Annotated in this window: 7 protein-coding genes and 2 pseudogenes; 4 read left to right on the forward strand and 5 right to left on the reverse strand. The window is 68.6% G+C overall.

Going from position 1 to position 13,580, the window contains the following annotated elements; genetic code table 11:
- Positions 1-106 precede the first annotated feature (106 nt).
- Together OKW39_RS04505 and OKW39_RS04510 are read left to right on the forward strand one after the other, a co-directional pair.
- Entirely contained in the window at positions 107-346 is a 240-nt protein-coding gene (locus OKW39_RS04505; RefSeq protein WP_090804113.1) for a hypothetical protein, read from the forward strand.
- 235 nt (positions 347-581) lie between these two features.
- Positions 582-839 carry a DNA-binding protein gene (locus tag OKW39_RS04510; RefSeq protein ID WP_090804111.1) on the forward strand — a complete coding sequence of 86 codons (258 nt, stop codon included), beginning with the start codon at positions 582-584 and terminating at the stop codon, positions 837-839.
- Between the two features lie 80 nt (positions 840-919).
- Here the strand turns inward: OKW39_RS04510 and OKW39_RS04515 are convergent.
- Positions 920-1,080: pseudogene (locus OKW39_RS04515) on the reverse strand (putative quinol monooxygenase); the annotation flags it as partial.
- A gap of 492 nt (positions 1,081-1,572) precedes the next feature.
- Here OKW39_RS04515 and OKW39_RS04520 point away from each other — a divergent pair.
- Positions 1,573-2,868 carry a sensor domain-containing phosphodiesterase gene (locus tag OKW39_RS04520; RefSeq protein WP_429563450.1) on the forward strand — a complete coding sequence of 432 codons (1,296 nt, stop codon included), beginning with the start codon at positions 1,573-1,575 and terminating at the stop codon, positions 2,866-2,868.
- Positions 2,869-2,880: 12 nt separating this feature from the next.
- Here OKW39_RS04520 and arfB read toward each other — a convergent pair whose 3' ends face one another.
- On the reverse strand, positions 2,881-3,285 hold the full coding sequence (gene arfB / locus OKW39_RS04525) for an alternative ribosome rescue aminoacyl-tRNA hydrolase ArfB (protein ID WP_090804108.1): 405 nt from the start codon (positions 3,283-3,285) through the stop codon (positions 2,881-2,883).
- A 189-nt stretch (positions 3,286-3,474) separates the two neighbouring features.
- Here arfB and OKW39_RS04530 point away from each other — a divergent pair, with 189 nt between their 5' ends.
- Entirely contained in the window at positions 3,475-4,116 is a 642-nt protein-coding gene (locus OKW39_RS04530) for a VC0807 family protein (protein ID WP_090804107.1), read from the forward strand.
- Positions 4,117-4,171: 55 nt separating this feature from the next.
- Here OKW39_RS04530 and OKW39_RS04535 read toward each other — a convergent pair.
- The 3 genes and pseudogenes from OKW39_RS04535 to recC all read right to left on the reverse strand — a co-directional run bounded on the left by OKW39_RS04535 (position 4,172) and on the right by recC (position 13,375).
- Positions 4,172-6,264 (reverse strand): annotated as a pseudogene (locus OKW39_RS04535) (AAA family ATPase).
- Positions 6,261-9,986, reverse strand: a complete 3,726-nt coding sequence (gene recB, locus OKW39_RS04540) for an exodeoxyribonuclease V subunit beta (RefSeq protein WP_429562162.1) — start codon at positions 9,984-9,986, stop codon at positions 6,261-6,263. The pseudogene OKW39_RS04535 and the gene recB overlap by 4 nt, the downstream one beginning before the upstream one ends.
- Complete coding sequence (gene recC / locus OKW39_RS04545) at positions 9,983-13,375, reverse strand: exodeoxyribonuclease V subunit gamma (protein WP_429562163.1); 3,393 nt, start codon at positions 13,373-13,375, stop codon at positions 9,983-9,985. The genes recB and recC overlap by 4 nt, the downstream gene beginning before the upstream one ends.
- Positions 13,376-13,580 lie beyond the last annotated feature (205 nt).

Below are 13,580 nucleotides of genomic sequence, written 5' to 3' on the forward strand. Positions count from 1 at the left end.
ACGGTTACAAAGCCATCGGCTAGAGAAGAGTTTGCTCGATAGAATGCATTGTCTTTCCCACTGGACAGGCAATACTCGGGTCCACCACCATTCTACGGAGGTAACGATGAAGAAAGTGTCCATGGCGATCCTGGTTTCCTTGTGTGCCGCAGCCGGCGCGGCTCACGCGCAGGACAACGGCATCACGACGAGCACCGATCCGGCGAAGGCCGCCGACGTCGAGCAGCGTGCGCAAGATTTGCAAAACCGCGAGCAGTCGATGGGAAGCGCACCGGCCGCGCCGGCCAAGCATCACAAGATGGCTCCGCATCATCCGAAGAAGGGTGCCGACGCGTCGGGCACCTGAACGACTTCGCGGATCTCGCCTCGCGGCCTCCTCGTGAAGGTGAAAAAGCCGAAGCTGGCAGCGCCGGTTTCGGCTTTTTTTATTTGTGCGACCCGCTCGCTGTTGGCAAGGCACTCCGAGCGCGCACCGGCCCGGCAAGCCGCCGGCGCTCTGCTCTCTGTATGCTAAAGTCGCGCACCGACCGGCGAGCCGCCGGCATCCCCTAACCCGTGCGCACCCTGGTGCGGAGGACAGCATGAGCAACATCCAGCTTGATATCGAATGGACCGAAGCAGCATCTCGCAAGATCGAAAAACTGATGCCGCGTGGCGGTCAGGAAGCGTACCTCGCGCTGCCGCCTGTCGAATGCCTGCCGATGGAAGGCGACGTGCTGTTTCTCGGCCCGGCTGGCAAGCAGGAGCCGTTCATTGTCGCGGAGCGCCAGTATCACCATGACGGCGACGCCGACTGGACCATCATCCTGATTCTCGATGTCCCGCAAGCAACCCACTGATCGCTGACGGCGCGCCAGCGGCCTCGGGGCCGCCCCACCTGTCCAGCGTGTCCGCGCGCCGCTGACGCCCGCGCCCGAATTCAGGCGATCTTCGACACCACGCGAATCTCCGCGTGCTCGATCCAATCCGCGGCCGCCTTCTTATAAGCCTGGATATGCGCGGATTTCGCATGCGCCGCGAGCGCATCCTGGCTTTCCCATCGCTCAATGACACGAACCGGCGCGGCTCCTGCACGTCGCGCCAGAATCCGCCCGGCAGAGCAGTGCCAAGCCCGCCGCCCGAATGGCCGCATCAGCGCCTACAGCGGCACTAGCACGTGAGCACCGTCGGCCTGGAGTTTGGCGGGCGACCACCGGGCGCCCTGCTACCCTCGGCGTGGTACGGTAACTCATTGCGATTGGGAATCGGTGTCGCGCGTGGCAAGCGCGCGGGACGCTCCGACGCATTACCGCAACGGATTGCCGCACGGCCGTAGGCAGTCGTTTTGCAGACAATTTTCGCGCCCATGCGTTTGTGATAACCCGCACATTGCCGCGCGCTGCAAACTGCTAGACTCATTTTGACCAATTCGCCGGAGTCCAGCGTGGCTGGCACCGCCCTCCGTGTTCGCGGGACGCATTCGTTTCGTTCCGGCGACGCTCCGGGTGTGCGAGCGCTACGCGCCGAATGGGTTTGCGCGCCCCTTCATTCCCTTGCCGCAACGATCCCATGTCAGCTTTCATGCCCGCTTCTATGCCATCCGTCAGCGAATTGACCGTGAGCGGCCTGCTCCCGCACCTGGTCCGCGGCGAGTCGGGCTGGACCGCGACCTGGCGCGCGTTGACATTGCACAGCGTGTTCCAGCCGGTGCTGTCGGTCACGCATCAGTGCGTGGTCGGCTACGAGGGGCTGTTGCGCGCGTTCGATCCGGTCGGTCTGCCCGTCTCGCCCGAAGTATTGTTCTCCGGCACGCGCTCGGCCGCCGAAGCGCGCGAACTCGATCGCATCGCGCGCTGCCTGCATGTGGCGAACTTCATGGAGCAAGGCATCAGCACCGGGTGGCTGTTTCTGAACACGCGCCCGCAGGTGTTCGAAACCGGCTGGCCGCAGCGCGCTTTCATCGACGAGTTGTCCGCGCATTTCGGGCTGCCGCAGGAGCGCATCGTGATCGAAGTGCTCGAGCAGCCCGCCGACGATGAATCCGCCGTCGCCAGCATGCTCGCCGCCTCGCAGCCGCGCGATTTTCTGATCGCGATCGACGACTTCGGCACCGGCTTCTCGAACTTCGATCGCGTGTGGCGCTTCCGCCCCGACATCGTCAAACTCGACCGTTCGCTCGTCGCGCGCGCGGGCAAGCGCGAGGGCGACGAATCGATGATCAGCCATCTGATCGCGATGCTGCATCAGTCGGGCACGCTCGTGCTCGCCGAAGGCGTCGAAACCGATGAAGAGCTGATGATCCTGATGCAGGCCGACGTCGATTTCGTGCAGGGGTTCTGGTTCGGTCAGCCGAAGAGCAGCGTGCTGGCCGCCTGCACGAAGGTGCCTGAGCTCGTCGCGTCGATCTGGAGCAAGTTCGCCGAATACGAGCGTGCGCACGCCGGCCACCAGCGGCTCGGGTTCGAGGGCTTCGCGGAAGCGGTGCTGGCCGCCGCCGACACCTACCAGGCGACCGGTGACCTCGAACAGGCCGCGCAAAAGGTCTGGCATCTGCCCGAAGCGCGCCGCGTGTTCCTCACCGACGGCCTGGGCGAGCAGACCCAGCCTTCGGTGACGGCGGCGTCGGTCCCGCCGCCTCCGAAGCGGCTCGCGCCGCTCTATACGGAGACGCGCAGCAACTGGTCGCGTCGCGCGTATTTCCGGCACGCGCTCGCGGCGCCAGGCCGCGTCGCGATGATGGGGCCGCATTATTCGCTCGCCGATGGTCAGGACTGCTACACCGCGGCGATCGCGTTCGAGCGCGACGGCACGCACGTGCTGTGCGTCGACTTCGTGCCGGAGGCGTCGCCGCCGGATGTGCGCACCGGCAGACGCGGCGCGAGGCGTTAGCGACCCACGCCGCTACTCGTGCATGCGGCCGCGCCCCGACTTGACCTCGCTGCGCCTGGCCTTACTGTCGAGCCGCCGCAGGTTCGACGCGCGGGTCGGCCGCGTCGCGACCCGATGCTTGCGGGTCACGCTGACGCTTTCGATCAGTTCATCGAGCCGCGCGAGCGCCGCCGCGCGGTTCATCTCTTGGGTCCGATGCTCCTGCGCCTTGATGATCACGACGCCGTCGCGCGTGAGCCGGTGGTCGGACAGCGCGAGCAGACGCATCTTCAGCACTTCCGGCAGCGACGAGGCGCGCACGTCGAAACGCAGATGGATCGCGCTCGACACCTTGTTGACGTTCTGACCACCCGCCCCCTGCGCGCGCACGGCGGTCAATTCGATTTCGTTGGGCGGGACCGGATAGCGGGATGTCATGGGTGGTCGGGAAGGAAGATGCGTCAGTGTACAAGCGCTCGACGCGAAATGCCCGATCTCGCGGGAAGGCGGCGGAGCGCCCGGTGCGGCGCCCGGCGGCGCCGGCTCGCGAACGCTACGAAAAAAACCATTTGCGTCGGCCCGACCGGTTCATCGATACTGGTTCTTTCGCTTACGGCGTAAATTCATATGAAAATCCGTCCCGGTTTCGTGCTCGAACTGGCCGTCAACTTTCTGCTGCCGTGGCTTGCTTACCGGCTCGCGTTGCCGCGGGTCGGCGAGACCGGCGCGCTAATCGCGTCCGCCGTGCCGCCGCTCGTGTGGAGCGCGATCGAGCTCGCGCGCTTCAGGCGCGTCGATGCGCTCAGCGTGATGGTGGTGGCGGGCATCGTGCTGTCGGTCGCGGCCATGGCGCTCGGGGGCAGTCCGCGCATGCTGCTGTTGCGCGAGTCGCTGGTGTCCGGCGCGGTCGGCGTCGTGTTCCTGCTGTCGCTGCCGATGCGTCGTCCTCTGATCTTCTACCTCGCGCGCGCGACGGTCGCGCGCGAAATGGAAGGCGGCGCCGCGCATTTCGAGGCGCTATGGCGCGAGCGCCCCGGTCTCGCCACCGCGATGCGAACCATGACGCTCGTGTGGGGCATCGGGCTGACCGCCGAAACCGCGCTACGCGCGTGGATGGCGCTGACGTGGCCGATCGAACGCTTCCTCGTCGTGTCGCCGTTTATCGGCTACGGCATCTACGCGGGACTCGCGCTGTGGACACTGTGGTATCGCAGGACGATGCGCAGCCGCGTCGAGGCCATCGAGCGGGCGAGCGGGGTTGCCGGTTGAGCGCCGCTCGCACCACAAGTCCGCCACTTCGCTCTTTCTGCCTGCTGCCGCGCGATCAACGCGATGCTTCGGCAATCCGCGCGGCCAGCCCCGAATCACGCTGCGTCGGCGTCGCGATCGCCTGCGCGAGCACGGCCCGCGCGCCGATCACCTCGACACGTTCGCGCGCGCGAGTAATCGCCGTATACACGAGCTCACGCGACAACACCCGGCTGAACGCCGACGGCAGCACCAGCACCGCTTGCTCGAACTCCGAACCTTGCGACTTGTGGACCGTCAGCGCGAACGCGGTGTCGTGCGGCGGCAGCGCGGCCGGCGACACCGCGCGCACACCGCCGTCGCCGGTGCGGAAGTACACGCGCAGCGCGCCGCCCGCGCCCGGCAGCGCAATGCCGATGTCGCCATTGAACAGACCCAGCGCGTAATCGTTGCGCGTCACCATCACCGGACGTCCGGCAAACCACTGCGCGCCGACCGCGAGCGTGACGCCCGCGGCGCGGCGCACCTCAGCCGCCATCGCCGCGTTGACCTGATCGACGCCGCGAGGTCCGAGCCGCGTCGCACAGAGGATGCGGAAGCGGTTGAGCGCGTCGAAGAGCGGCACTGGATCGGGCATATCGACGGCGAGCGCCCTGGCAAGCGCGTCGGCGTACGGCGCGAAGCCACCGGCAAGTCTTGCGGTGGTGCGCTCGGCCAGCGTCGTGTGAGCGTCCTCGTGCAGCGCCGCGGCGCAGACCTCGGTCGGGTCGATCTGCAATACGTCGAGCGCCGCGCTCGGTGAGCCGTTGCGAATCGCGACGGACAAACGGCCGATCGGCGACTCGAGGCCGAACCGGTAGTTGCGCTCGAGCCAGACGACGCAGTCCGCGAGCGGGTTGCGTTCGATCGCCGATCGCTTATCGCGATCCGCCTGCTCGCCAGTCGCCGATGTCACGCCGTCACCGAACGGATCGCCCGACGCGGGTGGCTCGAAGGTTTGCGGCGTCTCGGGCGGCTCAAATAAATCGTCCAACGGTGCTTCATCGACTTCACGCAACGCGCGCGGCAAAGCCCGCGCGAGCCGCGCCTCGTCGATGTCGAGCGCCTGCGCGACCCATTGCAATCCGCGCGCGCTCAGCGCCGGCCGCGCGCTGAGTTCGGCGAACACCGCGCCGGCTTCGACCGCGGCGAGCTGGTCCTTGTCACCGAGCATCACGAGCCGCGTTTGCGGCCCGATCGCGTCGAGCAGATGCGTGGCCATCGCCACGTCGATCATCGACGCCTCGTCGATCACGACCACGTCATACGGCAACGGATTATCGCGATGATGCCGGAAGCGCCCGCCCGGCCCCGACCCCAGCAAGCGATGCAGCGTGTACGACGTCTGCGGCAAACGCGCGGCGAGTTCGGGCGGCAGCTCGCCCGCGCGCGCGAGCAACGCTTCCTGCATCCGTTGCGCCGCCTTGCCGGTCGGCGCCGCCAGCGCGATGCGCAAATCGGCCCGCGCATCGAGCAGACACGCAAGCACGCCGACCACGGTCGTGGTCTTGCCGGTTCCCGGGCCGCCGCTGACGATCGTCAGCCGCCCCGACAGCGCCATCACGGCCGCGACGCGTTGCCAATCGACGTCGTCGTCTCGCGGCGGACCGAAGTAGCGCAGCAGGCGTTCGCGCAAAGCGGCGGGGGCGGTGTCCGCGTCGGCCTTCGCGGTGCTCGCCTCGCCCGTCGCATGCGCGACCAGGGCGTGGGCCAGGCGCCGCTCGTAGTCGTAGTAGCGCGCGAGATAGAGACGCCCCTGCGCGTCGATCACGAGCGGGCGCAACGCCGCCGCGCGCCCGCCGCGTCCGCTGCGCCATCGCTTGCCATGCCGCTCGCGAGCAGCGCCGCGCGCACTTCGGCGCTCGACGCGTCGAAGCGGCGCGCGAGCGTCGCGAGCGGCACGCACACGTGCCCTTCGGCGGTCGCGCGGCTCGCGGCGAACGCGCCGCGCGCGGCCCACTTCACCACCTCGGTCGATGCGCCACCGCGCCGCGCGAGCATGCCGATACGGCGCGCGAACCCTTCGGCGAGCGCGATGCTGAAATCGGCCGGCGCGGGCAGGTTGACGCCGATGTCTTCGAGCCCGAGCGGCGCGGCCGCGCGCTCGTCAAGCGTGCCGGGCGTGCTCATGCGCCACCTCCGATCATCGCCGCGTCGAGCAGCGCCACCAGTTCGAACGGCGCACGCCGCCTGTGCACACCGGCGGCACCGTCGACATCGCGCCAGTCGGGCCGCACGCCGCGCACGAATAGATACAGGTAGCCGCCGATATGCGCGTCGTATGCATAGTCGCGCACGCGCGTCTTCAGATAGCGATGCAGCGCGACCGTATAAAGCAGCGCCTGCAGGTGGTACGCGTGACTCGTCATCGCCGCTTCGAGCGGCGCGGCTGCGTAGTCGGCGGCGGTGTCGCCGAGATGGTTCGACTTCCAGTCGACGATCCAGAAGCGGCCGTCGTGCTCGACGATCATGTCGATAAATCCTTTGACGAACCCGCGCAGCACGCCGGGCTCCAGCGCGACGTCGGGATAGCCGTATTCGATCAGCAGCTCGCGCAGCGCCGGAAAATCCAGCGACGGGGCCGCGAACAGAAACTCGAGTTCGTTCAGGCGCCGACGCGGATCGAGCCGCGCGAGCGTCATGCCCGGCACGAGTTCGGTCGAGACGACGTCGGCGATCAGCCGATGCATCATCGCGGGCAAGCGCACGGCGAGCTCGGGCGCGGCCGGCGCTGGACGCTCGCGCAGCGCGCCGCGGATCGCGTCGGGCCAGGTGCGCGCCTCGGTGAAATCGGCGAGTTCGAACATCCGATGCAGGCAATCGCCGGCCGCCGCGCCGCGCGGGAACCCGAGGATGTCGTCGTCGGCATGCGCCGGGGCGCTCGACGCGGCGAGCGGCGTGAGCAGCGGCGCGGAGGGTAGCGCATCGGCGATTTCATCGTGGTCGGGCCGCACGTCTTCCTGCGGCGCGTGCGCGTGGGCATCCGCGCTCCTGCCGCCGGCCGCGATCAGCCCGCTGAAACTTGCCATGCGCCACTGATCGCGCAACGGCCGCCGATTCGCGCGCGCGTGCAGATGCGTGCCCTGATCCCGCAGACTTTCGAGCGGCACGCGGCGCGTCACTTCGGGCAGCGCCCGCAACGTGACCGGTCCGCCCGCGAGCGCCTGCCAGCTCGCCGCGAGCGCGGCTTCGTCGGGCGGCTCGGCGAGCCAGGCGTCGAACGTGTGGCCGCTGCCGCCGACGAGCCAGTTCAGCACGCTGCGCCGCGACTCCTTCGTCGAGCGCGACGACAGATACGTGCCCGCGACCAGGTAGCAGCGATACACCGCGCGCGTGAGCGCCACATAGACGAGCCGCGCGCGTTCCGCCGCCTGCTCGCGCACCGCGTAACGCGAGGCGCGCTCGGCTTCCTCTTCGTCGCAACCGTAGTGCAGCACCGCGTCGCCGCTGTCGTCGTGATACTCGCGCGCATCGGGCAAGCCCGACGAGGGCGGCTCGCGCAAGCCGCCATCGTTCAGAAACGGACAGAACACGACCGCGTATTCGAGTCCCTTCGATTTATGGACCGTGACGATCTGCACGAGATTGCGATCCGACTCGAGCCGCAGTTGCGCCTCGTCACCGCCGCCCTGCTCGCGCTGCGCGGCGAGCCAGCGCAAGGTAGGCGCGATGCCGGGCTGGGTGGCCGCTCGCGCCTGTACGAGCTCGGCGAGATGGTTCACGTTGGTCAGCCGACGCTCACCGTCGACACCCGCGACGAGCCGCTGCGCGACGCGCAGTTCGCGCATCAGCGTGCGCCACATCACCGCGAAGCCGCGTTCGTGCCACAGCATCCGGTAGCGCGAAAAACGCTCGACCCAGCCCATCGCGTCGGCGACGTCGAGCGCCGGCGCGGGTTCGTCAACAGCCTCGGCCGCGGGCGCATCGGCGACCTGCGTGAGACGCCACAGCGCGGCGGCATCGAGCCCGAGCCAGTCGGTGGCGAGCGCGGCGCGCAGGCGACGCAGATCGCCGGGCGTGTCGATGGCGGCCAGCACGCGCTCGATCTGCTCGGCGTCGAGCGTCGCGAACACCGACGCCTGCGCAAGCTCCACGCTGCCGACGCCCCACGCCGCGAGCACGCGTTTGACGAGGCTGCCCTGCTTGTGCGTCTGCACGAGCACGGCGATATCGCCCGGTGCGAGCGGCTTGTCGCCGATCGTCACGACACCTTCGCGCGCCCCTCGCAAAAGCCGCACGATCTCGGCCGCGCACGCTTCGCTCGCGGCGCGCTGCGCGCTGCGTTTGTCCAGCGGCGTTGCGCCGCGCGGCAACGTCCAGATGCGGAAATCGCCGCCGCTCGCGTCGGGATCGGTAAACGGCGCGCGGCGCCGCTCACCCGCACGCACTGGCTGATAGTCGAGCCCGTCGAGCACGAACGCCTGGCGGTTCGCTTCGAAGATCCGGTTGCACGCCTCGACGATCGGTGCGGTCGAACGCTGGTTGACCGCGAGCGTGTAGCACGCGGACGCCGACTCGCGCGCCGCGAGATACGTATGCAGATCCGCCGCGCGAAAACTGTAGATCGCCTGCTTCGGATCGCCGACGAGGAACAGCGGTCCCGCCGGCGCGAAGATGCGGCTGAAGATCGCGAATTGCAGCGGATCGGTGTCCTGGAACTCGTCGATCAGCGCGGCCGGATAGCGGCTACGCAATGCATCGGCGAGCCAGGCATGCGCGGCCAGTGCGCGATACAGATTCGCGAGCAGATCGTCGAACGATACAACGCGGCGCGTGCGCTTGCGCGCCACCAACTCGGCCGGCGCGTAGTCGAGCCATGTCTGCACCAGCGCGAGCCAGCGCGCGCGCTGCGCGGCCTCGGCGGCGACCACGGCCGCGGCCAGCGCGTCGGCATGCTCGAAGAACGGATGTGCGGGCGGCTCGAACTTGACCTTGGTTGCCTTCTTCAACGCCGACGCCGTCAGCTTCAGCGCGGCGCGCGGCGGCGGCGCATGGCGATCGCCCTGCGCGAAGTAGTCGGTCCACGCGGCGATCGCGGCGCTCACGTGATCGGGCTTGTGCGTGGTCTTGCTCAGGCGCTCCTGTGCCTCGGCCAGTAGCGCGACGATCGCGTCGCGTTCGGCCCGCCAGATCGCGCACGCGACATCGAAGCCGGCCTGCGGATCGGCGCTTGCGCCGGCCGCGTCGACGCCGCCCCAGCGCAATTGCGCGAGCGGCTTTTTCAGGCGCCGTGCCAGCTGCTCGTCGAGCGACGCGGGACCGGCGCGCTTGGCCACCAGCCACGCGGCGAACGCCGGATGCGCATGTGCGACCGGCTCGACCTGCTCGCGCCAGAAATCGGCGGCGAGTTCGAAACGCAGCGCCGCGTCGTCGGCTTCCATCTCGAACGCGAATGGCATCGCGGCCGCGAACGGCGCTTCCTGCAAGGCGCGCTGACAGAACGCGTGGATCGTGTGGATCGCGGCCTGATCGAACGTGCGCAGCGCGCGGCGCACGACCTTCAACGCGGCCTCGCGCTCGATACCGCGCTCCGGCGCGAGCGTCGTTTCGAACAGCCGGCGGATGAACGGATCGTCGCCGTCGTCGTCCATCTCGATCGCGCGGTGCAGTTCCGCGAGACGGCCGCGTATGCGCTCGTGCAGCTCCGCGGTCGCGGCCTTCGTGAACGTGACGACGAGAATCTGATCCGCGTTCAGGTTCTTTTCGAGCAGCAGCCGCACGTACAGCGCGCAGATGTTCCACGTCTTGCCGGTGCCCGCCGACGCTTCGATCTGGTTCACGCCGTCGAGCGGACATGCGAACACGTCGAGTTCGTCGGCGGCGAGGCTTTGATGGCGCAGCGCGTCGCTCATGAGGCGCTCCGCAGATGCTGGATCAGTGGCTTGAAGACGATCGCGGCGAGGATGCCGAACGGTTCGTCGAGCGTGAGCGGTGTGCCGCGCAGCGCGATGCGCAACGCGGGGTCGTCGGATTCGCCGCGCACGCGGTCGTTGACCCATACGCCCTGCGCCGCCGATTCGCTTTCGCTGAGCCGCGCCCATGCGCTTTTCGGGAAAAAGCGCAGCGGCAGCCGGCGGCCGGCATTGAAGAGCGCAGCCAACGGCGCGAGTTCGTCGAGCGGAGCCGCGACGGGCGCGAGCTCGAAGCTCTCGCCGCTGCCGTGCCATACGGTGCGGCGCGGGCCGTCCGGCTGTGCCGCGCAATAGACCAGATGCGCGAGCCACGCGGACAGATAGTCGCGCGCGCTGGCTTTGGCATAACGAAAGATCACTTGTCCCGTTCCGGTCAGCAGGTTCAACGTGCCGCGCAATTGCAGCGGCGTTTCGGCGGACTCGCGCAGCAGCGCGTCGTAGTCGCCAAACAGGGAGACGGCGCTGTCGGTGCCAGCGCCGCCTTGCGGCCAGCGCGGCGAGACGTCGAGCACGAACGGCAAACGCTCGACGCCCGCGGCCACTTCGCGCCGCACGCTTTGCGCCAACTGCCGCAGCGCGGACAGCTCGCGCGCGCGCCAGACCGCGCCGGTCGCGCCGCCGGGCAACTCGGGGCTCGCCTCGGCGACGCGCTGCACGCGGCTATAGATCACCTCGTCGTCGGTGCCGGCGTCTAGCAGGACCGGCAGCAGGCGCTCGGCGAGTGCGTCGCGGCCCGCATAGTCGAGATCGAACGGCTCGGTGTCAAGCAACTCGCCCTGCGCATCCGACAACGCGATACCGAGCCGGTCGCGCAGCAGTGCGCGCGCCGGATGACGCCAGAAGCGCACGAAGTCGTCGAACGCCACCTCGTGCATGTCTTCCGGCGGCAGCGGTTGATCGAAGAACGGCGTGGCGGCGGCATGCTGCGGTTCGGCAAGCAGCGTGGCCAGCTCGGCGCGATTGGCGTCGTAGGTGAACAGGTCGGGCTTCGCCGCGAAGTAGTCCGACGCGAACGCCTGCAACGGATGCTCGACGATGAACTCGCGCCGCGCGCTGTCGACCACGGCCGGACTCGCGTCCTCGCCCGCCGACACCTGCGCGAGATGATCGAGCAGTTCATCGACGAGCGCGGCCGGCGGCAGCGGCGCGTTATCGCGAATGCTGCGGCCGGTGTAGGCGATGAAAAGCCGCTCGCGCGCGGCGAGCAGCAGATCGAGGAACAGATTGCGCTCGTCGTCGCGGCGCTGACGGTCGCCGGCCTTACCGAACGCGGCCATCAGATCGAACTCGTCGGCATGCGCGAGCGACGGCAGCACGCCGTCGTCCATGCCGAGCAGGCAGACCACGCGGAACGGCAAACCGCGCAAGCTCGTCAGCGAAGAAAACGTCACGCTGCCCCACGGCACGCCGCCGCGTGCGGGGTCGTCGAGCGCTTCGGTGAGCGCGGTGCGCACCACCGACGCCGGCAGCAACACATCATGTGCGCCGGCCTGCATCGCGGCGCTCATCGCATCGAGCGCGTCGCGCACGGCCGCGAGCGAATCGGCGAATTCGACGCCGCCGTCGAAGCACTGCCCGAGCGTTTCGAGCAGCAGTTGCGACCAGTCGGACGGCGTGCGCTCGATCGCGCAGCTCGCCGCGAAGCTGTCGATGTCGTCGACGAAACGCGACAGACGGCCGAGCAGTTCAGCATCCGAACCGCCCGCGCCTTCGACCGGCAGCCACGCATCGACCGGCTCGCCGCCTGCCGGCATCGCGTAGCCGAGGTACAGGCGCGTCAGCGCATCGGCGAACGTATGACGCGCGACCGGCACGTGTTCACCCAACGGTTCGAGCGGCGCGAGCCCGCGCCGCGCGCCGGCGGCCGCGAGCCATTCCTGCGCGGCTTCGAGCGAATTCGCATCGATGCCGTAGCGCACCGCGACCGCGTCGACGCGCAGCCATTCGATCAGATCCGGCGCGCCGACGCTACGCTCGGGCAGCGCGAGCCAGTCGAGCAACAGACGCGCGACCGGATTGGCCTGCGACGGCGGCAGGCCGGTAATGCGGTACGGAATGCGACGCGTGTCGCCGGCGGGCGTGGTGCCGAACACCGCATCGATCAGCGGACCGGCCGCCGCGAGATCGGACACGGCGACCAGCACGTCGGACGGCTGTAGATCGTCGAATTCGTCGAACCAGCCGAGCAGGCGATCGTGCAGCACTTCGAGCTGCCGGGACAGGCTATGACAGACGTGCACCTCGATACCGCGCTCGATAGGCAACTCGTCGGCATCGGCCTCATTGCGCAAAGCGAGAATGCCGTTCTGCACGGCGGCGAGCCAGCTCGGCTCCGGGTTTTCGGTGAAGTCGCCGGTCTCGGCCGATGCGGCGCTTTCGGTCAGCTCGTGCAGCATATGCAGCTGCGCCTGAGTCTGGCGGCCCCATTCGGCGAGCAGCGGATGACCGACTTCCTGATAGTCGAGCTGCCCCGCCGCGTCGAGTGCCTGCACGCGCCCTTCGCTGACCACGTCGAACCAGAACTCGCGGCACGGGTTCATCACGTACAGACGCACGTCGATCCAGCGCGACAGCGCGCGCAGCAACGCGATATGCAGCGGCGGCATGGTCGGCAGCGCGAACACGCTGACCGCCTCGGGCCATTGCGCGTTCGAGATCGCCTCGAGATCGAGCGCCGCGATTTCATCGAGGAACCGATACGCGGGCGGCAGCGCGGCCGCGGATGTTTGCGCATGACCGCCGGCCTGCGCGAGCTCGGCGAGCACCGCGCGCCACAGCGCCGCCTGCCAGCGCTCGTCCTCGCGCGCCGCGTCGCTCGCGCCGGTCAGACGCGGACCGGTGTCGTCAGCCGCGCCGCTCGCGAAGATCGAGCCGCCCTTGTGCCATTGCAGCAGCCATTCGGGGCGATAAGTCAGATAGTGATCGAGCACGGTCGCGACGCGCCGCGCGAGTTCGTAGCGCATCGACGCGTCGGCCGCATCGAGATAGGTGCGCAGACGCGGCGACGCGTTCCACGGCAGCGCTTCGTCTGAGTCGTCGAGCAGCCGGTAGCAGCGCCACACGAGCCGGTCCGGCGCGAACGGCGAATGCTTCGGCACCTCGATCACGCCGCCGATCTGCGCCCACAGCCATTGCGCGAGATAACCAAAGTTAACGTTCGCGCAGATGCCCTGGCGCGCGGCGATATCGAGCTCGAGCCGCCGGCGCACGGCCGCGCTCGGCACGATCACGGGCCGCGCGGTCCACGGGTCGGACGGCGCTTGCGCGAGGTCGCCGAGCAGCGCGCCCACCAGCGTTTCGTAGCGGTTCGAGTAGAAGAGCTGAAGCATGGATTCCAGATCACATTTGGCACGCTGATGGCCCGCGAACGATGCGCGCGAGCCACGGCGGACATTGAAGCGACAGCATAACAAACCCATCCCCAGGGCATAACCTGGCCGAATGGACGAGGTCAGAACGCGCGCAAAATCAGTTAGACTCGACGGCAGTTTCGCGCTGTCTTTCCAACTGCGGTTTTCTCGGTGAATGGATTCA

The organism is Paraburkholderia sp. MM6662-R1 (assembly GCF_050436245.1).
Lineage (GTDB): Bacteria > Pseudomonadota > Gammaproteobacteria > Burkholderiales > Burkholderiaceae > Paraburkholderia > Paraburkholderia tuberum.

Bases quoted from the DNA above. Each gene is read 5' to 3' on its own strand.
- OKW39_RS04505 (WP_090804113.1), top strand. From the start codon at position 107: ATGAAGAAAGTGTCCATGGCGATCCTGGTTTCCTTGTGTGCCGCAGCC.
- OKW39_RS04510 (WP_090804111.1), top strand. From the start codon at position 582: ATGAGCAACATCCAGCTTGATATCGAATGGACCGAAGCAGCATCTCGC.
- OKW39_RS04520 (WP_429563450.1), top strand. From the start codon at position 1,573: ATGCCATCCGTCAGCGAATTGACCGTGAGCGGCCTGCTCCCGCACCTG.
- arfB (WP_090804108.1), bottom strand. From the start codon at position 3,285: ATGACATCCCGCTATCCGGTCCCGCCCAACGAAATCGAATTGACCGCC.
- OKW39_RS04530 (WP_090804107.1), top strand. From the start codon at position 3,475: ATGAAAATCCGTCCCGGTTTCGTGCTCGAACTGGCCGTCAACTTTCTG.
- recB (WP_429562162.1), bottom strand. From the start codon at position 9,986: ATGAGCGACGCGCTGCGCCATCAAAGCCTCGCCGCCGACGAACTCGAC.
- recC (WP_429562163.1), bottom strand. From the start codon at position 13,375: ATGCTTCAGCTCTTCTACTCGAACCGCTACGAAACGCTGGTGGGCGCG.